Source organism: Pseudomonas beijingensis (genome assembly GCF_030687295.1).
GTDB lineage: Bacteria > Pseudomonadota > Gammaproteobacteria > Pseudomonadales > Pseudomonadaceae > Aquipseudomonas > Aquipseudomonas beijingensis.
On record NZ_CP117425.1, the window covers coordinates 2,514,153 to 2,535,831 of the forward strand.

Consider the following 21,679-nt stretch of genomic DNA (forward strand, 5'->3'; position numbering starts at 1 on the left):
GGGTTAACAGTCAATGAGTTGCCGGGGCCAGGTCGGCGTTGCCGCCCTGACGGAAAGTGATGAGGGTGACGAGCAGCGCCAGCACGGCCAGCGCGCCGGCGGCCAGGGGAACGGAGGTCAGGCCCAGGCCGTGGTCGATGACACTGCCGCCGACCCAGGCGCCCAGGGCGTTGCCGATGTTGAAGGCGCCAATGTTCAGGGTGGACACCAGGTTGGGTGCGTCTTTACCGAAGGTCACCACGTTGACTTGCAGGGCCGGTACGGCGGCGAAGCAGGCGGTGGCCCAGAGGAACAGGGTGATTTCACTGGGGATCAACGCCACGCTGGTCCAGCTCAGTACGGTGGACACCACGGCCATGGTGAGGAAGACGCCCATCAGGGTGTTCGCCAGGCTCTTGTCCGCCAGCTTGCCGCCGATGATGTTGCCCAGGGTCAGGCCCAAGCCGATCAGCACCAGGGTCCAGGTCACGCCACGGGGCGATACGCCGGTGACTTCACCCAACAATGGGGCGACGTAGGTGAACAGGGTGAACACCGACGCGGAGAACAGCGCGGTCATGCTCAGGGACAGCCACAGGCCAGCGCCTTTGAGCGCGATGAGTTCCGAGCGCATGTCGAGTTTTTCTTCATCGCGTTTGGCGGGCAGGAAGCGGATCAGGCCGATCAGCGCTACCACGCCAATGACGGTCACGGCCCAGAAGGTCGAGCGCCAGCCGGCTTCCTGGCCCAGTGCGGTGCCCAGCGGCACACCGAGCACGTTGGCCAGGGTCAGGCCAGTGAACATCAGGGCCACGGCCGAGGCGCGCTTGTTGGGCGCCACCAGGCCAGCGGCCACCACCGAACCGATGCCGAAGAACGCGCCGTGGCACAGGGCCGTGACCACCCGGGCGAACATCAGCACGTTGTAGTCGCTGGCGATGGCGCAGAGCAGGTTGCCGACGATGAAAATCCCCATCAACGCCACCAGGGCGGCCTTGCGCGGCAGTCGGGCGGTGGCCAGGGCCATGAACGGCGCACCGATGGCCACGCCCAGAGCGTAGCCGGTCACCAGCCAGCCGGCGCCGGGAATCGACACGCCCAGGTCGGCCGCCACATCGGGCAACAGGCCCATGATGACGAACTCGGTGGTGCCGATGGCGAAGGCGCTCAGAGCCAGGATCAGGAGTGAGAGGGGCATGATGGGTCCTTGTCAGGTCAGAGCTCTTGGCTCATTTGCTTGAGGAACTGCTGGATCACTTCCTCGTTGCGTTTGAAGAAGTGCCATTGACCGACTTTCTGGCTGGTGATCAGCCCCGCCCGTTGCAACACCGCCAAGTGCGCAGACACCGTGGATTGCGACAGGCCGCAACGCTGGTCGATCTGCCCGGCACAAATGCCGAACTCGTGGTTGTGCAACTGTTCCGGGAACTGGACCTTGGGGTCTTTGAGCCAGTTGAGGATGTCTCGCCGTACTGGGTGCGCCAGGGCTTTTATTATTTCGTCGAGGTCGAGGGTCATGGGTGGCAAGCTCGGGGTGAGTAAAACGCTATATCGCGATGGAGCGAACCTTAAATCGTTATTTTGCGATATACCAATATGGATTTGATCTGAGGATCGAATAAATCGCTATATCGGGTTATAACGATATTGGCGTGACGATGCTAAGCTGCTCGCCATGAACTATCTCGCGCACCTGCACCTCGGCGGCCTCGGCCGGGAACAATTGCTCGGCAGTCTCTACGGCGATTTCGTCAAAGGGCCGCTGCAAGGGCAGTACGATGCCCGGATCGAAGCGGCGATTGCCTTGCATCGGCGCATCGACATGTACACCGACCGCCATCCCTTGGTGGACGTTGCCCTGTCGCGTTTTTCCACGGGACGCCGGCGCTATGCCGGGATCGTCCTCGACGTGTTTTTCGATCACTGTCTGGCCCGGGACTGGATGCTGTACGGCGAGGGGCCGCTGATGGATTTCACCTCTCGGGTGTACCAGGTACTCAATACCGAACCGCAACTGCCGGGGCGCCTGGCGCAGATCGCGCCTTATATGGCGGCGGATGATTGGCTGGGGTCTTATCAGGAATTCGAGGTGCTGGGGCAGGTGCTGCGGGGAATCTCCCGACGCCTGTCCCGGCCGGAGGAGCTGGCAGGGGCGATGCCGGAACTGGTCAGACTCTATGAGCCGTTGAGCGAGGATTTCCGGTTGTTCTATCCGCAGCTTCAGGATTTTGCGCTGAGCCAGATTGCACTACAAAACTAACTGTGGGAGCGGGCTTGCTCGCGAAAGCGGCGGTTCAGTCAACATCTCTGCTGAATGTTAAGCCGCCTTCGCGAGCAAGCCCGCTCCCACAAGGGATTTCCACAGGTTCTCGGATCAGGCCGCAATGGCAGGCCGCATTGGCGCTTGCTGTTTCTCGGGAATCGTCCCGAACAACGCCTTGTGCACCGCCTGTTGCGCCTGGAAAGCCAGGGCCGCGCGTTCCTGGCCGTGGCAGGCAATCGGTTTCAGCAGGTGGATGTGCACCTCGCCCCGATCATTGGCGAACAGGCGCATCAGGTGCGACAGCAAATCATCATCGCCAATGAACGGTGCCAGCGAATCCGGTTCACCGTTGCGCAGGTAACGGATCGCCACCGGTTGCAACGCGACGTCGGCATCAATGGCTGCCGACAACAAGCGCCCGTGGAAGGTGCGCAGGGAGCGGCCATCGGTGGTGGTGCCTTCCGGGAACATCAGCAGCGGATGGGCCTGTTCCAGATGGCGGCTCATTTGCTTGCGGATCAATTGGCTGTCACCCGACCCGCGCCGGATAAACAGGCTGCCGGCCTTGGCGGCCAGCCATCCGGCGACCGGCCAGGTGCGCACTTCGGCCTTGGACAGGAATGACATCGGCGTGAGCATGCCCAGCAACGGGATGTCGGTCCAGGACACATGGTTACTGACCCACAGCATCGGCCGTTGTGGCAGTTGACCGTGGACGGTGACGGAAAAGGGCAGGGCATGGCTCAGCCGCGCCATGAAGAAGCGCGACCAGCGCTGGCGACGAACCATCGAGTTGGCGACCCCCAGGCGTTCGAACAGGCCGAACACGCTGGCCATGCTCAGGCCCAGGGTCACCACCAGCAAGACTCGCGCAATACGCGCGTACACCCGCAACCGGCTCATTACACCGCTGCCTTGAAGTGACGGGCGTAGCGCGGGCAGAGTTCGTCGCGTTTGAGCAGGATGAACACGTCGGCCACCTGAAAGTCTTCGTCCCAGCACGGCTCGCCGCAAATCTTCGCGCCCAGGCGCATGTAGGCCTTGAGCAGCGGTGGCATTTCGGCGATCACATTGGACGGCACGTCCAGGGTCGGCAGTGGTTTTTTCGGCACGGCTTGCAGGTGTTCGGTGCACAGGTAGCGTTCGCGCAGGCGCTGCATGATCGCCTGGGCCTGGATGCCGCCATCCTGCATCGGAATGCTCGCGCAGCCCATCAGGTAGCTGTAGCCGCCTTCGTTCAGGACCTCGGCCAGCTCGCCCCACAGTACGGCGATGGTGCCGCCGTTGCGGTAGGCCGGGTCGACGCAGGTGCGGCCGATTTCCAGGATCGGGCCCTTGAGATGGACCAGGCCGTGGAGGCTGAATTCTTCTTCGCTGTAGAACCGGCCCAGGCTGCTGGCGGCCTGGTGGTCGAGCAGGCGAGTGGTCGCCACGAGGCGGCCGGTGTTCAGGTCGCGTACGCCGATGTGGGCGCAGTGAACATCATAGTCATCCATGTCCAGACCCTTTTCCGCGCCCTTGAGCTTGGCGTTGAATTCGCCGCTGAAGACGTTGAAGCGCAGGGCCTGGGCTTCTTGCAAAGCGTGGGCGCCAATCAGGCGTTCGGCTTGCAGGCGGCGTTCATTGCCGGTGTCGCTGATGCGGGCGATCTGGGTCATAGCGAATCTCCGTGCGGGCTGTTCAGTTGCAGCCTGTCGACTTTCTTTATGCAGCCATGTTGTGCAAAGTCAGGCTATGTAGCCCCGGTGTCATCGCCATGAAGCTTTGGTGATGCTTATATGACAGCCTTCAAGGAGCCCCTCTCATGCCCTGGCACACCCTGATCGAACGCGGCGAACGGCTGCCCACCCATCCGGACCTGGCTGAAGGTTATGCCGCGTTGTTGCAACGCCTGGGGCCGGTGACGCCGTTCGAGTTGGCCGTGGTTGGGGCTCGGTCGATGGCCACGCCGGGGCTGGCGTTCCTGGTCGGGTACCAGGCGGCGCTGCGGGTGCTTTGGCCGAGCGCGCCGCAGAGCCTTGGCGCCCTGTGTGCCACTGAACAACGCAGCCTGCGCCCGGCGGACATGCAAACCCGCCTCGACGACTTGCGCCTGAGCGGGCGCAAGGATTTCGTCACCGCCGGCGATGCCGCCGAGTGGCTGTTGATTGCCGCCCGCTGCGAAGCGCCCGGTGAAGCGCCACGGCTGAACCTGGCGGTGGCCTATGCGGGCGAGCCCGGCGTGACCCTGGAAAAACTGCCCGCCATGGGCCTGATGCCCGACATCAGCCATGGTCGCGTGCTGCTTGACGGCGCGTTGTGCGAGTTGCTGGCAGGTGATGGTTGGGACGCCTACGTCAAACCGTTCCGCACCCTGGAAGACCTTTATGTGCTCAGTGCGATGACGGCTTGGTTGTATGGCGTCGGGCAGGAATGTGCCTGGCCCCAGGTGTTGCAACTGCGCCTGCTGGCGTTACTCGCCGGCTGCGCGGAAGTGAGTCGCCACAACCCTTCCAGCCCTGCCGGACATGTGCTGCTGGGCGGGTTGTTCGCCCAGTTCCAAGGGCTCGACGGCGAACTCAATGCGGCCCTGGCCGCCGGGCCTGCGGCGTGGCGCGAGATGTGGACGCGGGATAAGGGGGTGATGGACCTTGCGGCGGGGGCGCGGGCCAAACGGCTGGTCAAGGCGTTGGGATCTTCATTGGGTTGAAGGGCCTCATCGCGGGCAAGCCTTGCTCCCACAGGTCTACGGCAGACTGTCATTTTGGGATTGCACCTGTGGGAGCAAGGCTTGCACTAGAACTGTGGGAGCAAGGCTTGCCCGCGATGGCATCAGTACTGTCGACACAAAATATCGAAACTGTCATCAAGTCTGAATAGGCTTCGAAGGTTCATCCCTGCGAGCCCCAAGCATGTCCAAAGGCTGGTTCCTGATCCCGCTGCTGTTGCTCAACCTGAGCGTTCAGGCCGAAGACTGGCCCGGCGAGCAATGGCCAAGTGGCCCGACCCCCACCGGGCAGTCCATTGAAGCCTTGGAACAATACGCCTTCCCACCCCGGGACGATGCGAGCCGCGAGGGCATCCGCACCGACGCGTTGCTGGTGATCCAGGACGGTCGGCTGGTCTACGAACGCTACGCCGGGCCGACCACCGCCCAGACACCGCACCTGACCTGGTCCATCAGCAAAAGCCTGCTGGCGACGGTGTTTGGCGTGGCCTACGGTGAACAGCGCTTTGTCCTGGACGATCCGGTAGCCAAATACTATCCGCCACTGAGCCAGCATTCGGACATGACCCTGGCTGATCTTTTCCACTGGGCTTCGGGCCTGGACTGGCAGGAAGACTACGAATACGCACCGCTCAAGTCATCGGTGGTGGCGATGCTCTACACCCGCGGGCGTCATGACATGGCGGCGTTCACCGCGCAGCATGACAGCTTCAGCCCACCGGGGCAGGCGTTCCGCTATTCCAGCGGTGACAGCAACCTGTTGGCGGCGGCCCTGAAAAACATCGTCGGCGCGGCACGTTATCCCGATTATCCCTGGACGGCCCTGTTCGAACCCCTGGGCATCCGCCACGCCACTTGGGAAACCGATGCCAGTGGCACGTTCGTGGGATCGTCCTATGCCTACCTCACCGCGCGGGACTTGGCGCGTGTCGGGTTGTTGATGCAGCGGGACGGTCGTTGGGGCGAACGGCAACTGATCCCCAAGGATTGGATCGCGTTCAGCCGCGAACCGTTCGTGCACTTCCTTGCCGGCCAGGACGAAGCCGTGCCGGGCGGGCACTGGTGGCTCAACCGCGGCGCCGATCCAACGCTCCACCCCTGGCCCGATGCGCCGCCGGATACCTTCGCCGCCCTTGGTCATTGGGGCCAGGCGCTGTACGTCATTCCCAGCGCCAAACTGGTGATCGTGCGCTACGGCGACGACCGCGACGGGAGCTATCGCCATAACGAACTGCTCAAGCGCGCCATGGCGGCGTTCGCCGGGAAGGTGCAGCCATGAAGCGCAAAATATTGCTTACCTTGCTGTCGGTGCTGCTTATCGCCTTGTTCGGTTGGGTCTGGCTGGAGCGGGTGGCGCTGCGGGCCTTTCCCGACATTATCAGCGCCTACACCGCCAAGGAATACTGCTCGTGCCGCTATGTGATGGAGCAACCGGCCGAGTATTGCCGGGGGTATGTGAAGCAGTCAGTGCCCATCAGCGATTTACTCGAAACCGTTGAGGCCAAGCGCGTCACCGTCAGTGGGTTGGGGCGCAGCAACAGTGCGCAATGGCTGGGCGAGCGGCAGGGGTGTCGGTTGGAACCCTGAGCTGGGTACAAGGTCTGACGCCGATCCTATTGTGGGAGCAAGGCTTGCCCGCGATGGCGTTTTAGGAATCGCCATCGCGGGCAAGCCTTGCTCCCACAAACGAATCCCTTTACCACAGGTTCTGTGTGTTCCTGGCAGTTATTGAAACAGACAGTTTGCAAGCGCCCTCGGCCCGGTTAAGGTTCGCCACAGGTTTATCTGCCCCCCGAGTGTGTATGTTCAAGCGGTTTTTCCCTCACGCGATTGCCAGTTTGCTGCTGGCCTGCGCAGCGCTGCCGGCCCAGGCCGACTGGTACCTGGACGGTGAGTCGTCGCGGCTGTCGTTTATCAGCAGCAAAAATGGCAACGTCTCCGAGGTCCAGCGTTTCCTGGTGCTGCACGGCCAAGTCCAGCCCGACGGTTTGGCGCGCCTGGAAGTGGAACTGGAATCCATCAACAGCGGCATCCCCCTGCGGGACGAGCGCATGCGCGCCGAGCTGTTCGAGATCAAGCAATTTGCCGAAGCCACCGTCACCGCCAAGATCGACCTGGCGCCGATCCAGGACCTGGCCAACGGCGCCCAGTTGGAGTTGCGCCTGCCGCTGACGGTGAACCTGCACGGCAAGCAGCACGAGTACCCGGTCGAACTGCTGGCGACGCGCCTGGATGAACGTCGCTTCCAAGTGGTGACCCTGGAACCGGTGGTGCTCAACGCGGCGGACTTCGATCTGGCGCCGGGTCTGGAAAAGCTGCGCAACCTGGCCGGGTTGTCGGCCATCAGCCTGTCGGTGCCGGTGAATGCGGTGCTGATCTTCACGGCGCGTTGACATGAGCGGCCCGGTCTTTCCCTGGCGTGAAGGCAATCGCTTCGAGCTGTTGATCGACGGCCCACAGTTCTTCCCGCGCATGCTGGTGGAAATCGCCCGAGCCCAGGAACAGGTCGAGCTGGAGCTGTATCTGGTGGAAGCGGGGGCCTGCGCCGAGGCGATGGTCCAGGCACTGGTCCAGGCCTGCGAGCGCGGCGTTCGCGTGCGCTGCCTGTTCGATGACTACGGCAGCCTGGCGTTTACCCTGGCCCTGCGCAAGCGCCTGACCGAGGCCGGGGTGGAGTTGCGTTTCTACAATCGCCTGAGCTGGCGTCGCTGGGTGCGCAACCTCTACCGGGATCACCGCAAGCTGCTGTTGGTAGACCAACGCCTGGCTGTGGTGGGCGGCACCGGGGTGACCGATGAATTCTGGAACCCCCTCGACGACCGCAGCGAGTGGCACGAAGTGATGGTGGAAATCGTCGGTCCGTTGGTGCTCGACTGGCAGTTGCTGTTCGACCGCCAGTGGCTTGCCAACCGTCATCGGCGAGCCTGGAAGCCCGCCTCCAATTTCGGCTTGCCGCGCCTGCCTCGCGTTCCGCCGGTGGGCGAGGGCATGGGCCGGGTGGCGTATGCCGACGCCCGCCAGCATCGCGACATCCTGCAGTCGCTATCGCGGGCGTTGAACAGCGGTCAGAAACGCATCTGGATGGCGACGCCGTATTTCCTGCCAACCTGGAACGTGCGCCGCTCCTTGCGCAAGGCCGCCGCCCGAGGCGTCGACGTGCGCCTGCTGCTGACCGGCCCGCGTACCGATCACCCGTCCGTGCGCTACGCCGGACACCGTTACTACCCGCGATTGCTCAGGGCCGGCGTGAAGATATTCGAGTACCAGCCGTGTTTCCTGCACCTGAAAATGGTGCTGGTGGATGATTGGGTCAGCATCGGGTCGTGCAATTTCGATCACTGGAACCTGCGCTTCAATCTGGAAGCCAACCTCGAAGCCCTGGATTCCAGGCTCAGCAGCGCCGTGGCGGCCAGTTTCGAGCGGGATTTCGCCCAGAGCCTGCAAGTCAGCCTCGACGCCTGGCAGCGCCGGCCGCTGTGGAAGCGGTTCAAGCAGCGGGTGTGGGGGTTGGTGGATCGGGTGGTGGTGAATCTGTTGGATCGGCGGGGTTAGTCCGAACAACCAGATACAACTGTGGGAGTTTCAGCGATCACAAAAGCGTTTGTCGCAGAACCAATTGTGGGAGCGAGCTTGCTCGCGATAGCGGAGTGTCAGTCGATATTAATGTGACTGATCTGACGCCATCGCGAGCAAGCTCGCTCCCACATGGGTTTTGTGTTGCCAGGGGTCAGAGCAACTCAAAACTCTGCTGCTTCACGTCCTGGGAATCCAGGCCGATCTGCACGTTGAACTTGCCCGGTTCAGCCCCGTACTTGAGCTGGGCATTGAAGAACTTCAGGTCGTCTTCGGTGATGGTGAAGTGGATGACTTTCTTCTCGCCGGCCTTGAGCATCACCTTGCGGAAGTTCTTCAGCTCTTTCACCGGACGAATGATCGAGCCAGTCACGTCCTGGATGTACAGCTGCACCACGGTTTCGCCGTCACGCTTACCGGTGTTTTCCAGGGTCACGCTGGCATCGAGCTTGCCGGTCTTGTTCAGCGTGGTCGACGACAGGGCCATGTCCGACAGGCTGAACTCGGTGTAGCTCAGGCCGTAGCCGAACGGGTAGAGCGGGCCGGTGGTGTCATCGAAATACTGCGAGGTGTAGTTACCCGGCTTGCCCGGCGTGAACGGCCGGCCGATGCTCAGGTGGTTGTAGTAGGTCGGAATCTGCCCCACCGAACGTGGGAAGGTGATCGGCAGCTTGCCCGACGGGTTGTAGTCGCCGAACAGCACATCAGCGATGGCGTTGCCGCCCTCGGTGCCGCTGAACCAGGTTTCCAGGATCGCGTCGGCCTGTTGCTTTTCTTCCAGCAACGACAACGGACGGCCATTCATCAGCACCAGCACCAGCGGCTTGCCGGTGGCCTTCAGGGCCTTGATCAGCTCGCGTTGGCTGGCCGGGATGTTCAGTTCGGTACGGCTCGACGATTCATGGGACATGCCACGGGACTCACCCACGGCGGCCACCACCACATCGGCGTCCTTGGCGGCTTTTACCGCTTCGTCGATCAGCACCTGAGCTGGGCGCGGGTCATCCACCACTTCCGGGGCGTCGAAGTTGAGGAAGTTCAGGTAGTCGAGCACCTTCTTGTCGCCGGTGATGTTGGCGCCACGGGCGTAGATCAGCTTCGAGTCGGCGCCCAGGGCGCGGGTCATGCCGTCGAACAGAGTGACCGATTGCGCAGGGCGCCCAGCCGCGGCCCAACTGCCCATCATGTCGATCGGTGCCTTGGCCAGCGGGCCGACCAGGGCGATTTTCGCGGTCTTCTTCAGGGGCAGGGTCTGGTTGCGGTTTTCCAGCAGGACCAGGCTGCGGCGCGCCACGTCACGGGCGTCGGCGCGGTGCAGGCGGCTTTCGGCGTAGGTGTCGGCCGGGTCGTCCTCGACCTTGCCGATGCGCAGGTAGGGATCCTTGAACAAGCCCATGTCGTATTTGGCCGCGAGCACTTCGCGCACGGCATTGTCGATGTCGCTCTGCTCGATCTCGCCGGCCTTGAGCAGCCCTGGCAGTTCCTTGCCGTAGAGCGAGTCGTTCATGCTCATGTCGATACCGGCCTTGATCGCCAGCTTCGCCGCTTCGCGACCGTCCTTGGCGACGCCGTGCTTGATCAGTTCGAAGATGGCGCCGTGGTCACTGACCGCCAGGCCCTTGAAACCCCATTCCTTGCGCAGCAGGTCGTTCATCAGCCAGGTGTTGGCCGTGGCCGGCACGCCATTGATGGAGTTCAGCGCGACCATCACCCCGCCGGCTCCGGCGTCGATGGCGGCGCGGTAGGGGGGCAGGTAGTCCTGGTACATTTTCAGCGGACTCATGTCCACGGTGTTGTAGTCCCGGCCGCCTTCCACTGCGCCGTACAGGGCGAAGTGCTTGACGCTGGCCATGATGCTGTCGGCCGCGTTGGCGCCGTTGCCCTGGAAGGCCTTGACCATCACCCCGGCAATGCGCGACACCAGGTAGGTGTCCTCACCGAAACCTTCGGACGTTCGGCCCCAACGTGGATCGCGGGAAATGTCGACCATGGGCGCGAAGGTGATGTCCAGGCTGTCGGCGGCCGCTTCCTTGGCCGCGATGCGACCGGAGTGGTAGATGGCGTCCATGTCCCAGCTCGAGGCCAGGGCCAGGGGGATCGGGAAAATCGTGCGGTGGCCGTGGATCACGTCATAGGCGAAGAACATCGGGATCTTCAACCGGCTGCGCATGGCCGCGTCCTGCATCGGACGGTTCTCATCGCGGGTGATGGAGTTGAACGTGCCACCGATGTTGCCGGCGGCGATTTCCTTGCGAATCATCTCCCGGGGCATTTCCGGGCCGATGCTGATCAGGCGCAATTGGCCGATCTTTTCCTCGAGGGTCATTTGCTTCATCAGGTTGCTGATGAACGCGTCCTTGTTCTCTATGGGGGCGGGCAGGTTGTCGGCTAATACGGATTGACTGGCCAGGGTGACAAACAGGCCCAGCAAACACAGCTTCTTCATGAATAGTTTTCTCGCAAGCCTAAAAGGCGGTGATCACGCCGGTCAGCCAAAATGTGAGGAGCGGCTATTGTTGTTCAGTTAAATGCAGCACACTTTCGAACCCATTGGGCTGAACTTAGTTTCGCACTGCGCATCTTTTAGCCCATCGACCCGTTTCAATCCAGTGCGGCGGCAGATTATGCCCCAGACGCCAGTGAGATAGGTGGCCGGGTTTTTCCAATGTCATGCCAGGGAGCGCTTCATCCCATGAATCCACGACTGAACCACCTTCGCAGCCTGCCGATACTGGCCTTGATGCTGCTCACCACGCTGCTGGCCGGTTGCGGCATCAATAACATCCCGACCCTGGACGAACAGGCCAAGGCCGCCTGGGGCCAGGTGCAGAACCAATACCAGCGCCGTGCCGACCTGATCCCCAACCTGGTGGAAACCGTCAAGGGCTACGCCCAGCACGAACAGGACACCCTCACCGCAGTGGTTGAGGCGCGGGCCAAGGCCACGTCGATCCAGGTCGACGCCAGCACCTTGGACAACCCGGAAAAACTCAAGCAGTTCCAGCAGGCCCAGGACCAGTTGAGCGGCGCGTTGAGCCGGCTGATGGTGGTGGTCGAGCGTTATCCGGACCTCAAGGCCAACCAGAACTTCCTGGCGCTGCAATCGCAGCTCGAAGGCACCGAGAACCGCATCGCCGTGGCCCGCCGCGACTTCATCCTGGCGGTGCAGAAGTACAACACCGAGATCCGCACGTTCCCGGGGCGTCTGTGGCACAGCGTGATGTACAGCGACCTGCCAATCCGCGAAACCTTCGAGGCCACCAGCCCCAATGCCGAAAAAGCCCCTGAAGTGAAGTTTTGAAAAAAACTGTGGGAGTGAGCCTGTGGGAGCAAAGCTTGCTCGCGATGAACGATAACGCCGACATTAGAAAGACCGAGGTGCCTTCATCGCGAGCAAGCTCAGCTCCCACACCCGCTCGCTCCCACACAGGAGTTACGATGCGAGTGTTGAAATTTGGCCTGGTGCTGTTGCTCTGGGTCTTTGCTATCACGGCCCAGGCCGAGCTGAAGTTTCCGGCACTGACCGGACGAGTGGTGGACACTGCCCAGATGCTCGACCCTTCGGTGCGCACGCAACTGGAGACGCAGCTCAAGGCCCACGAACAGGCCACCGGCGAACAGGTGGTGGTGGTCACGCTGGCGGACCTGCAAGGCAGTAGCATCGAAGACTTCGGCTATCAACTGGGGCGCCACTGGGGCATTGGGCAGAAGGATAAAAACAACGGCGCGCTGCTGATCGTCGCCCGGGATGACCGTAAACTGCGCATCGAAGTGGGCTATGGCCTGGAGGATCGCCTGACCGACGCCCAGAGTTCGGTGATCATCAACCAGGTGATCACCCCGGCCTTCAAGACCGGCAACTTCAACAAAGGCATCAGCGACGGCGTCGCGGCGATGCTGGTGGTGCTGGGCGGCAGCCCGCTGGACGAGCCGGCGCCGGCGTACAGTGCGGATGGGCAGCAGGAGCAGGGCGATTTCGTCGAGCGCCATCCCGGGCTGTTCATCTTCCTGGTGATACTGTTTATTTTGACGATATTGGTCTGCCAGATGCTCGGTATCCTGCCGACTGGAGGCGGCGGCTCCAGTCGTTCGGGCGGCTCCGGTGGGGGAGGCTTCGGCGGTGGAGGCGGCGGCTTCAGCGGTGGCGGTGGCAGTTTCGGGGGCGGCGGTTCGTCGGGCGGCTGGTGACAATAATAATGAGAATGGGCAGGCACTTTTAACCATGGCATTACTGACTGAACACGAACAACGCAAGGTCGCCGAGGCCATCGCCCGGGTCGAGCGGCATACCGACGCCGAACTGGTCACGGTGCTGGCCGCCCGCGCCGACGACTACGCTTACATCCCACTGCTATGGGCGAGCCTGCTGGCCCTGGTGGTGCCTGGCGTGGTCCATTACCTCACCGGTTGGCTGGCCCTGCACAGCCTGTTGCTGGTGCAGTGGGTCAGTTTCATCGTGTTGTGCCTGGTGTTCCGCATCCCCAGGGTCACCACGCACCTGATCCCTCGTTCCGTGCGTCACTGGCGGGCCTCCAACCTGGCGCGCCGGCAATTCCTCGAACAGAACCTGCACCACACCGTGGGCAGCACGGGCGTGCTGATTTTTGTCTGCGAGGCCGAGCGTTATGTGGAAATCCTGGTCGATGAAGGCATCTCCAAGCACCTGGATAACAAATGCTGGGACGCCATCGTCGCAACGTTCACCCAGCAGGTTCGCCAGGGGCAGACCTTGCAGGGGTTCGTGACCTGCATCGAAGCCTGTGGCGAATTGCTCAAGGTGCACGTACCGGTGACCCACGAGCGCAATGAACTGCCGAATCGGTTGGTGGTGCTGGGCTGAAAATTTCCCGCCAGCACAAGTCTGTGGGAGCACAGCCTGTGGGAGCAAAGCTTGCTCGCGATGAACGATAACGCGGTGAGCCTGCACTATCGCGGCGTATCCATCGCGGGCAAGCCTTGCTCCCACGGAGGCTACTGCTCACTACACGAACTTTTCCGTGCCCTTGCCTCCCATCCCCCCTAAAATACCCGCCATTCCCGATCCGCCCGCCCCGAGGCCGCTTTTTTCATGTCTGTCATCGCCACCCCCGCCCGTCCTGCGCCGGATCACCACGCCCAGTTCATCGAGCTGCTGCAAACCAGCCTCGAGCAAAATGCTTTCATCAAACTGGTGCTGGCCAAATATGTCGGGGATGAGGCGGACCTCCAGCGGCTGATCATCAAGCAACTGACGGTCAAGGACCAGCCATGCCTGTCCTTCGTCTACCGCTACAAGACCCGCGACATCACCAAGAATTTCCCGCTGGCCGAAGGCGTGGCGACCATCGCCGCGCTGTTGCCGGCATCGTTCAAGAACGCGCATTTGCTGGCGGTCACCGACGAGGCGCAGTTGGAGTACAGCAAGAAGGGCAAAAGCTCGCTGTTCAAGAGCAAACCCCAGCAACTGCGGGAAGTGCCGTCTGCCGAGCACAACCGCGAGAAAAACCGCTTCCTCGACCTGAGCCGGCCATTCTTGGCGGACCTGGGCGTGACCAACCACAAGCACGAGCTGATTCCGGCGATGTCGCGCAAGTGGAAGCAGATCAACAAGTTCATCGAGGTCTTCAGCCATGCGCTGACGTCTTCGCCACTGGCCCTGGACAAACCGGTGCGGGTCTCGGATTTCGGTTCGGGCAAGGGCTACCTGACCTTTGCCATCCATGATTACTTGCGCAACACCTTGCAGGCCGAAGGCGTGGTGACCGGTGTCGAGCTGCGCGAGGACATGGTCAAGCTCTGCAACGAAGCGGCCGCGCGGCTGGAACACCCGGGCCTGAGCTTCCAGCACGGTGACGTGCGCAGCGTGGCGCCGAGCGCGGTGGACGTGATGATCGCCTTGCACGCCTGCGACATCGCCACCGACTACGCGATCCACATGGGCATTCGCTCGGGCGCCTCGATCATCATGTGCTCGCCGTGCTGCCACAAGCAGATCCGCCTGCAGATCCAGAGCCCGGCGTTGCTCAAGCCGATGCTGCAATACGGCCTGCACCTGGGCCAGCAGGCGGAAATGGTCACCGACAGTTTGCGGGCGCTGTTCCTGGAAGCCTGCGGCTACGAGACCAAGGTCTTCGAGTTCATCTCCCTGGACCACACCAACAAGAACAAGATGATCCTGGCCGTCAAACGCGCAGAACCTGCGGACCCCACCGAGCTGCTGGCAAAAATCGACGAACTCAAGGCCTTCTACCACATCACCGAGCACTGCCTCGAAACGCTGCTGCGGGCGGATGGTTATCTCGCCTGACTCCTGTTTACGCCAACTCCTGGAGTAGGGGGCTGTGGGAGCAAAGCTTGCTCGCGACGAAGGATGACTCGGTTCTACTGTCGAGTCATGGTGCCTGCATCGCGAGCAAGCTGTGCTCCTACAAGGTTGAGTCTGGCCTGTGAGAACAGCGTATCGATGCAGCCCGTCAGGTAATCACTGCTTATCCTTCATCCACCGACGTACCGGTCTACCTTTAATGCGTTCACCCCTCACGCATTCCCAAAGGAGCCCTTCCCATGGCCGCCAAGAAAATCCTGATGCTGGTCGGCGATTACGTCGAAGATTATGAAGTCATGGTGCCATTCCAGGCCTTGCAGATGATCGGCCACACCGTGCACACCGTGTGTCCGGGCAAAAAGGCCGGGCAGACGGTGCGCACGGCGATCCACGATTTCGAAGGCGACCAGACCTACAGTGAAAAACCGGGGCACTTGTTCGCCCTCAATCATGATTTTGCCAGTGTCCAGGCCGCCGACTACGACGCGCTGCTGGTGCCAGGTGGGCGTGCGCCGGAATACCTGCGCCTGAACGAAGCGGTCTTGCAACTGGTGCGCGATTTCGATCTGGCGGGCAAACCGATTGCCGCGGTGTGCCACGGTGCGCAATTGCTGGCGGCGGCGGGCATCCTCGAAGGGCGCGAATGCAGCGCCTATCCAGCGTGTGCCCCGGAAGTACGGCTGGCGGGTGGGACCTATATGGATATTCCCGTGACCCAAGGCCATGTCCAGGGCAATCTCGCGACCGCACCGGCCTGGCCTGCGCACCCGAACTGGTTGGCGGGGTTCCTGACCCTGTTGGGCACCGCTATCACTTTGTAGTAACGCACTGGCAGGACAAGCGCAGCGGGTCTTTACTCTCGGGGCATGCCCTCATTGCCTGGAGAACAATCATGTCTGGATGGTACGAAATCAGCAAAAGCAGCAGTGGCCAGTTTCGGTTTGTACTCAAGGCGGCCAACGCCGAGACCATCTTGACCAGCGAGCTGTACACCACCCGCAGCGGCGTCGACGGTGGCATTGCTGCGGTGCAGAAAAACAGTCCGTTGGCCGAGCGCTATGAACTCAAGAATACCAAGGACGGCCATCCGTACTTCAACCTCAAGGCCGGCAACCACGAAGTGATTGGCAGCAGTGAGGCGTATTCATCGGACGCTGCGCGGGACAAAGGCATCGCCAGCGTCAAGGCCAATGGACCGACGACGGTCATCAAGGACAAGACCGTGGTTGCGCTCTGACAGGACGGCAATAAGAGGATCTGTGGCGAGGTTACCTGTGGGAGCAAGGCTTGCCCGCGATGCAGGCGCTGCGATTGTGCAGGCTAGCCGAGTTATCGTTCATCGCGAGCAAGCTTTGCTCCCACAAGTGAACCCCCTCGCCACTCAGGTTTAGCCTGCCTTTAAACCTCCACCGGCACCGACAGCTTCGGATCGCCCAATGGATGGCTCTTGGCATCGAAGAAGCGCAATTGCACCTCCAGCCCCTGGAACACCTTGGCGTAATGCCGCTTCTGATGCTGGATGAAGGCCTGGCTACGGGGATAGATCGAGATCGCCACGGTTTTCGGGGCGGCCAGGCGCAGGGCATGGACAATGTGCCGGTCCTGCTCGCCCAAGGCATGGCCGAACAGGCACAGGTTGTCGCCATGCTGCAGCAACTGGTCGTAGCAGAACGACAGGTAATCGCTGCTGCGGATGGTCTTGAGCTTGTCGGCGCTGGGGCCTTCATTGACGAACAGTGGCACGTCGTCGAGGGTCTTGATCGTGTTGTTGATGGCGAAACTGCCCAGCAAGGTGCCTTCGGTGGACGTGAGCTTGCGCGCTGTCCCGTCCTGGTTGCGCACCAGGTGCAGACCGCCGTGCAAGTACAGCAGGCGCGGTTTGTCTGTGGCCGCCTGGCTCAGGTCGAAACTGTGGTCATCGCCGAAGAACAGGTCGCTGATGGTCTCGGCGCTATGCTGGATCGCCCAGTAGTTGAGCAGGTCGTAGTTGGTGGTGAACACCGTGCGGTAGCGGCTCAGCTCCTGGTTGAGCGTCGCCAGGGTCGACGGTTGCACCAGCCGCCACGGGATGTGTACCGCGTGCATGGTGTTGATCAGTGCTTCCTTGATCGCGTAATAGCGGTTGCGCGGGGCGGCGGAGCTGACGGCCAGGGCCTTGTTGACCCGGCTGGTGGTTTTCAGCGCCCCGAGTACCTGTTCGAAACTGCGGGTCTGCATCGCGTCGAACACGCTCAGTTCCGACGGGCTCAAGGGCTTCTCCTCGACGGTGCGGGCATTTTCGAACAGCGAGTCATAGCCGAAATCGTCCCACACCGCGCGGCTGGCCCCATTGCCCACCAGCAGGCCGCTGAAGGCGGTATCGGCGCGCACGGCCTCCCAGTCTTCGAGCCGGGTGTCGTATTCCTGGAAATCGGTCATCGCAAGGATCATCTCAAAACGTGGCAAAGGCAGGTCGCGACTTTATCACGACCCAGTCTTGAGCCAGATCAAGATGCGTCATGACTAGTCGGTCATTCTGTAGGCCCTGCCGATCCGGCCTCAACCAGGAGCGTGACCCCATGAGCAGCACTTTTTTCATTCCCGCCGTGAACATCATGGGGCTGGGCTGCCTCGATGAAGCGATGACTGCCATTCGCAACTACGGCTTTCGCAAGGCCCTGATCGTCACCGACGCGGGGCTGGCCAAGGCCGGCGTCGCCAGCAAGGTGGCTGAACTGCTGGCTCTGCAGGATATCGATTCGGTGATTTTCGACGGCGCCAAGCCCAACCCAAGCATCGCCAATGTCGAGCTCGGGCTGGGGCTGCTGAAGGAGAGCCAGTGTGATTTCGTCGTGTCGCTGGGGGGCGGTTCGCCCCATGATTGCGCCAAGGGCATTGCCCTGTGCGCCACCAACGGCGGGCAGATTCGCGACTATGAAGGCGTCGACCGTTCGAGCAAGCCGCAATTGCCGCTGATCGCTATCAACACCACGGCAGGCACCGCCAGCGAAATGACCCGCTTTTGCATCATCACCGACGAGACACGCCACGTGAAAATGGCGATTGTCGATCGCAACGTGACCCCATTGATGTCGGTGAACGACCCGGCGCTGATGGTGGCGATGCCCAAGGGCCTGACGGCCGCCACCGGCATGGATGCGCTGACCCACGCGATCGAGGCTTATGTCTCCACCGCCGCCACGCCGATTACCGATGCCTGCGCGCTGAAGGCCATCACCCTGATCAGCAACAACCTGCGCCTGGCCGTGCGCGACGGCAACGATCTGGCGGCGCGGGAAAACATGGCTTATGCGCAGTTTCTCGCGGGGATGGCGTTCAACAATGCGTCGTTGGGGTTCGTGCACGCCATGGCGCATCAACTGGGTGGTTTTTACGACTTGCCTCATGGCGTGTGCAACGCGGTGCTGTTGCCTCATGTGCAGAGCTTCAACGCCTCGGTATGCGCTGCTCGCCTGACCGACGTGGCCCATGCCATGGGCGTCGATACGCACAGGGCCGGCCCAGAAGAGGGGGCCCGGGACGCTATTGCGGCGATCCGCAGCCTGGCCCTTGACGTGGACATTCCGGCTGGTTTGCGTGACCTGGGTGTGCGCCTCAACGACATACCGGTGCTGGCCACCAACGCCTTGAAAGATGCGTGCGGCCTGACCAACCCACGGGCGGCGGACCAGCGGCAGATCGAAGAGATTTTCCGCAGCGCGTTCTAAGCGACCCGGGGCGGCACGAACCGCACACAGAGCATCGCCGCCGCCCCCAGCAGTGCGCACAACGCCGCCAGTGGCCAAGCTTGTTGGCTCAACAACAGGCTGGCCATGGCGCCGATCACCGAGGCCATAAGTTGATGCAGGAACCCGCTCAACGCCATGGCATAAGCGCCGGCCACCGGTGCGCCTTCATTGGCCAGGGACAGGCTGATGGGATAGATCAACGACTGGCCAAACACCGCGAAGCAATACGGCAGCCAGAAGAGCAACGCGATGCTGCTCAGGGTGAGGCTGCCTGCCAGCATGGTCATGCTGCCGCCCAGCACCAGTGCGATGCCCCAGCCCATCATCCGCCGTTGGCCGGTGCGCAGTACAAACGCGTTCACCGCTAGCGCCCCGAGCAGGTACGCCGCACTGATCGGCCAGCCCAGCAGGCCGTATTCGATGGCCGACCAGTGGAAGCTCTCCTGCAGGATCAGCGGCGCTGCGGTATTGAAGGCGACGATCACGCCGTAACCCAGCCCACCGGCCAAGGCCGGCAACAGGAACGCCCGTTGCCGGAATATCTGCCCGTAGATCCCCCACGCCGATTGCCCATTGCTGGCGTGCACCAGTATCGGGAACCTGGCCTGGGACACAGCCGCTGCCATGGCCAGACTGACGGCACCCAAGCCCTGGAAAATCGCCTCCCAGCCGAAAGCGGCCTGGATCAGCGAGCCCAGGTATTGGCCGATACCGAGGGCAATCACAAAGGCGATCGATATCCAGGACAGGGCCTTGGCCAACAGGTCGCCGCTGAAACTGTCGCGAATCAAGACCCGCGCCATCACTGAGATACCGCTGGCACCGATGCCCTGGATCAACCTGAACGTCAGGAATGCCTCCACGGTTGTGCTCAGCGGCAGGGCCAGGTTGCCCAGGCCGTACAACCCCAAGGCCGCCAGCAAGACCGGCTTGCGCCCCAAGCGCTGGCTCAGGCTGCCCCACAGCAACATGGGCAGCGCCATGCCGATCAGGTACACCGACAGGCCCCAGGAAACCCGCGACGCATCGGCACCAAGATCCCGGGCGATAGCGGGCAGGGCCGGCAAGTAGATGCTCATGCCCAGTTGTGCCAGGAAGACGGTGGTGCAGGTGACGATCAGGGTGGTACGGTTCTTCATCGAGCGTCCTGTCTCAAGGGCGAAGGTCACGCCCGTGGGTCAGCAGCAGTTCGGTGATCTGTTCGCAAAACGAGCGAATCACGTCCGGCTCCATGTCGGCGCGCAGGGTAATGCGAATGGCGGCCTTGCCTTGCGGCACCACGGGAAAAAACACCGCCGAGGTGAAATACCCCAGTTCGGCCAGTTCGACCGCCAGGCTGTTGGCCAGGGTCGCTTCACCGCAAGGCACCATGCGGATCGCCATGGGGGTGCCGCGCTGTCCGGTCCGCACGAGGCTGTCGAAGAGGCGGATATTAGCTTGTAAACGCGCCTGCAATGCACTGAATTCCCGGCTGCGGTGCAGGCGGATCGACGCCATGCCGGCGCCAATGGCCGCGGCGTCCAGGCTCTGGGACCAATTGCTCGGCCCACCGTAGCGCTGCACCAGAGCCTTGTGCCGCTCACAGCCAAACATGACCAGCCCGCCACTGGCGCCGAATGACTTGGCCAACGAGGCCACGATCAGGGTGCGCTCGTCCACCGCCGGGATGCGCGAACGGACCAGACCAGCGCCGGATTCCCCGACGGCAGACAGGGCGTGGGAATCGTCCAGGTAAAGAAACAGGCCATAGCGCTGCTTGAGGTACATCAGGCTGTCCAGGTCAGCCATCCCGCCCATGCTGTAGGCGCCGTCGGCCACATACGCCACCTCGCGCTGGCGTTTGCACACGTCTTCGATGAAGTCCATGTCGTTGTGCGGGCAGGTGATAACCTGGGTTTCGTCGGCGCAGGCGGCCTTGCTGTGGTTCATCGAATAATGGGCATGTTTGTCGAACACCATGACGGGCGCGCGATTTTGAGTGAATGCGCCGCTGGCCAGCAGCGGCAGGATCCCGGCGCTCGCCGCACTGCACGACAGGGCACTGAGGCAACTGGCGCCAAACAGCTCCGACAATTGGCTTTCGTACTGCTCCAGGATCGCCAGCTTGCAGCGATTCCTTGAGTTGGCGACCCGCAAGGTCCCGGCTTCCCATAGGGCGGTCATGGCGCCGTCCAGCAACGCGGGGTGATAGTCCAGGCCCAGGTAGGACGTGGTGCAGAAGTGATGAAACGTCCGACCGTATTGATCGACCAGTACATTGGGTGTCTTGACCTCGACATTCAGCCCTGAGATTTTTCCGGCTTCGGTGCCCTGCCAATCCAGGTCAGCAAGGGAAATGAGCTTGCGGTAGTTGGTGAAGTAATGAGGTGGTTGAGCAGTCTGGTCCATGGCGCGATTACATTCCTTGGTTGATGGTGCTGTCCGTGGGGTGTTTCGATAGCGGTGTGTTTCCAGACTTTACAGATTGTTGTGCAGGGCTTTGAATCGGCTGTTTCCGGCGTGTTTGAGTGTCACTGGAGATTTCCACGTAGGACTTTGCCTAGGACCCTGGCCGGGGAATCCATCGGCGCTGTCGGAGCTTGGGAGCACCCAGGTTTTGCCCCAAGCCCGCTGGGTTATCACTCTTTTCTGAAGGTTGCTTGCTGATGCTCTCTGGCCTCAATCATCTGACCCTTGCGGTCACCGACCTGGATCGCAGCGTGGCTTTCTATGGCGAACTCTTGCAGTTGCGTCTTGAGGCCAAATGGAACAGCGGGGCGTATTTGTCGCTGCCGGAGCTGTGGTTGTGCCTGTCTTTCGACCCGTTGCGCAGGACTGAGCCGAGCGCGGACTATACCCATTACGCATTCAGTACCAGCGCCGAGCATTTCCCGCTGCTGGTGGCGCGGCTGAAAGCGGCCCAGGTGTCATCGTGGCGAGACAACCGCAGCGAGGGTGATTCGTTCTACTTTCTCGACCCGGACGGGCACAAGCTGGAGGTCCATGTGGGTGACCTGGCGTCGCGGTTGAAGGCCTGTCGGCAGGCACCGTATGCTGGCATGAGGTTTTTTACCGCGCGGTGATGGGGCGGCGTCGAATCGAGTAGGCGTTTGATCCTCTGCACTCTGATCGCCTGCGCTATCCTC

Annotated in this window: 22 protein-coding genes; 14 read left to right on the top strand and 8 right to left on the bottom strand. The window is 62.1% G+C overall.

Features of this window, described 5'->3' with window-relative positions; all coding sequences use genetic code 11:
• Window positions 1-10: 10 nt before the first annotated feature.
• A complete protein-coding gene (locus PSH84_RS11395; protein ID WP_305482911.1) occupies window positions 11-1,177 on the bottom strand; it encodes an MFS transporter in 1,167 nt (388 codons plus the stop codon).
• Between the two features lie 17 nt (window positions 1,178-1,194).
• A complete protein-coding gene (locus PSH84_RS11400; RefSeq protein WP_003198672.1) occupies window positions 1,195-1,497 on the bottom strand; it encodes an ArsR/SmtB family transcription factor in 303 nt (100 codons plus the stop codon).
• 157 nt (window positions 1,498-1,654) lie between these two features.
• Here PSH84_RS11400 and PSH84_RS11405 point away from each other — a divergent pair, with 157 nt between their 5' ends.
• Window positions 1,655-2,239 carry an acyl carrier protein phosphodiesterase gene (locus PSH84_RS11405; RefSeq protein ID WP_305482913.1) on the top strand — a complete coding sequence of 195 codons (585 nt, stop codon included), beginning with the start codon at window positions 1,655-1,657 and terminating at the stop codon, window positions 2,237-2,239.
• A gap of 114 nt (window positions 2,240-2,353) precedes the next feature.
• On the opposite strand, the gene PSH84_RS11410 is transcribed toward PSH84_RS11405, so the two are convergent.
• Both PSH84_RS11410 and olsB read right to left on the bottom strand, forming a co-directional pair.
• Window positions 2,354-3,145: a lysophospholipid acyltransferase family protein gene (locus PSH84_RS11410; RefSeq protein WP_122566784.1), complete on the bottom strand. Its 792-nt coding sequence runs from the start codon at window positions 3,143-3,145 to the stop codon at window positions 2,354-2,356.
• Window positions 3,145-3,900, bottom strand: coding sequence for an L-ornithine N(alpha)-acyltransferase (gene olsB / locus PSH84_RS11415; protein WP_122566783.1), 756 nt, complete (start codon window positions 3,898-3,900; stop codon window positions 3,145-3,147). The genes PSH84_RS11410 and olsB overlap by 1 nt, the downstream gene beginning before the upstream one ends.
• A gap of 146 nt (window positions 3,901-4,046) precedes the next feature.
• On the opposite strand from olsB, the gene PSH84_RS11420 reads away from it, so the two are divergent.
• From PSH84_RS11420 to PSH84_RS11440, 5 genes are all read left to right on the top strand, one after another.
• A complete protein-coding gene (locus PSH84_RS11420) occupies window positions 4,047-4,931 on the top strand; it encodes an acyl-CoA dehydrogenase family protein (protein WP_305470080.1) in 885 nt (294 codons plus the stop codon).
• Between the two features lie 202 nt (window positions 4,932-5,133).
• Entirely contained in the window at window positions 5,134-6,228 is a 1,095-nt protein-coding gene (locus PSH84_RS11425; protein WP_305482915.1) for a serine hydrolase domain-containing protein, read from the top strand.
• On the top strand, window positions 6,225-6,536 hold the full coding sequence (locus PSH84_RS11430; protein ID WP_305470083.1) for an amidase: 312 nt from the start codon (window positions 6,225-6,227) through the stop codon (window positions 6,534-6,536). The genes PSH84_RS11425 and PSH84_RS11430 overlap by 4 nt, the downstream gene beginning before the upstream one ends.
• Window positions 6,537-6,751: 215 nt before the next feature.
• Entirely contained in the window at window positions 6,752-7,342 is a 591-nt protein-coding gene (locus PSH84_RS11435) for a YceI family protein (RefSeq protein ID WP_122566779.1), read from the top strand.
• Window position 7,343: 1 nt separating this feature from the next.
• The gene (locus tag PSH84_RS11440) at window positions 7,344-8,501 is read left to right on the top strand and encodes a phospholipase D-like domain-containing protein (RefSeq protein ID WP_305482917.1); all 1,158 of its coding nucleotides are present in this window, start codon (window positions 7,344-7,346) and stop codon (window positions 8,499-8,501) included.
• Between the two features lie 175 nt (window positions 8,502-8,676).
• Here the strand turns inward: PSH84_RS11440 and bglX are convergent, their stop codons facing one another.
• On the bottom strand, window positions 8,677-10,968 hold the full coding sequence (gene bglX / locus PSH84_RS11445; RefSeq protein WP_122566777.1) for a beta-glucosidase BglX: 2,292 nt from the start codon (window positions 10,966-10,968) through the stop codon (window positions 8,677-8,679).
• 246 nt (window positions 10,969-11,214) lie between these two features.
• On the opposite strand from bglX, the gene PSH84_RS11450 reads away from it, so the two are divergent.
• The 6 genes from PSH84_RS11450 (at window position 11,215) to PSH84_RS11475 (ending at window position 16,063) form a co-directional block, all read left to right on the top strand.
• Window positions 11,215-11,823 carry a LemA family protein gene (locus PSH84_RS11450; protein ID WP_305482919.1) on the top strand — a complete coding sequence of 203 codons (609 nt, stop codon included), beginning with the start codon at window positions 11,215-11,217 and terminating at the stop codon, window positions 11,821-11,823.
• 137 nt (window positions 11,824-11,960) lie between these two features.
• Entirely contained in the window at window positions 11,961-12,710 is a 750-nt protein-coding gene (locus PSH84_RS11455; protein WP_122566776.1) for a TPM domain-containing protein, read from the top strand.
• Between the two features lie 34 nt (window positions 12,711-12,744).
• Window positions 12,745-13,362 carry a TPM domain-containing protein gene (locus PSH84_RS11460; RefSeq protein WP_122566775.1) on the top strand — a complete coding sequence of 206 codons (618 nt, stop codon included), beginning with the start codon at window positions 12,745-12,747 and terminating at the stop codon, window positions 13,360-13,362.
• A 228-nt stretch (window positions 13,363-13,590) separates the two neighbouring features.
• Complete coding sequence (locus tag PSH84_RS11465; RefSeq protein WP_305482923.1) at window positions 13,591-14,808, top strand: class I SAM-dependent methyltransferase; 1,218 nt, start codon at window positions 13,591-13,593, stop codon at window positions 14,806-14,808.
• 257 nt (window positions 14,809-15,065) lie between these two features.
• A complete protein-coding gene (locus PSH84_RS11470; RefSeq protein WP_305482925.1) occupies window positions 15,066-15,647 on the top strand; it encodes a DJ-1/PfpI family protein in 582 nt (193 codons plus the stop codon).
• 71 nt (window positions 15,648-15,718) lie between these two features.
• Window positions 15,719-16,063 (top strand): YegP family protein, encoded by a 345-nt coding sequence (locus PSH84_RS11475; RefSeq protein ID WP_122566772.1) that lies wholly within the window; start codon window positions 15,719-15,721, stop codon window positions 16,061-16,063.
• A gap of 161 nt (window positions 16,064-16,224) precedes the next feature.
• Here PSH84_RS11475 and PSH84_RS11480 read toward each other — a convergent pair whose 3' ends face one another.
• The gene (locus PSH84_RS11480; RefSeq protein ID WP_305482928.1) at window positions 16,225-17,244 is read right to left on the bottom strand and encodes a DUF4917 family protein; all 1,020 of its coding nucleotides are present in this window, start codon (window positions 17,242-17,244) and stop codon (window positions 16,225-16,227) included.
• Between the two features lie 140 nt (window positions 17,245-17,384).
• Here PSH84_RS11480 and yiaY point away from each other — a divergent pair, with 140 nt between their 5' ends.
• Window positions 17,385-18,533: an L-threonine dehydrogenase gene (gene yiaY / locus PSH84_RS11485; protein ID WP_122566769.1), complete on the top strand. Its 1,149-nt coding sequence runs from the start codon at window positions 17,385-17,387 to the stop codon at window positions 18,531-18,533.
• On the opposite strand, the gene PSH84_RS11490 is transcribed toward yiaY, so the two are convergent.
• Together PSH84_RS11490 and PSH84_RS11495 are read right to left on the bottom strand one after the other, a co-directional pair.
• Entirely contained in the window at window positions 18,530-19,693 is a 1,164-nt protein-coding gene (locus tag PSH84_RS11490) for an MFS transporter (RefSeq protein WP_122566768.1), read from the bottom strand. The genes yiaY and PSH84_RS11490 overlap by 4 nt on opposite strands.
• 13 nt (window positions 19,694-19,706) lie before the next feature.
• Window positions 19,707-20,942, bottom strand: a complete 1,236-nt coding sequence (locus tag PSH84_RS11495) for an aminotransferase class I/II-fold pyridoxal phosphate-dependent enzyme (RefSeq protein ID WP_305482930.1) — start codon at window positions 20,940-20,942, stop codon at window positions 19,707-19,709.
• A 257-nt stretch (window positions 20,943-21,199) separates the two neighbouring features.
• Here PSH84_RS11495 and fos point away from each other — a divergent pair, with 257 nt between their 5' ends.
• Window positions 21,200-21,616 (top strand): fosfomycin resistance glutathione transferase, encoded by a 417-nt coding sequence (fos, locus tag PSH84_RS11500; protein ID WP_305470093.1) that lies wholly within the window; start codon window positions 21,200-21,202, stop codon window positions 21,614-21,616.
• The last annotated feature ends 63 nt before the right edge of the window (window positions 21,617-21,679 follow it).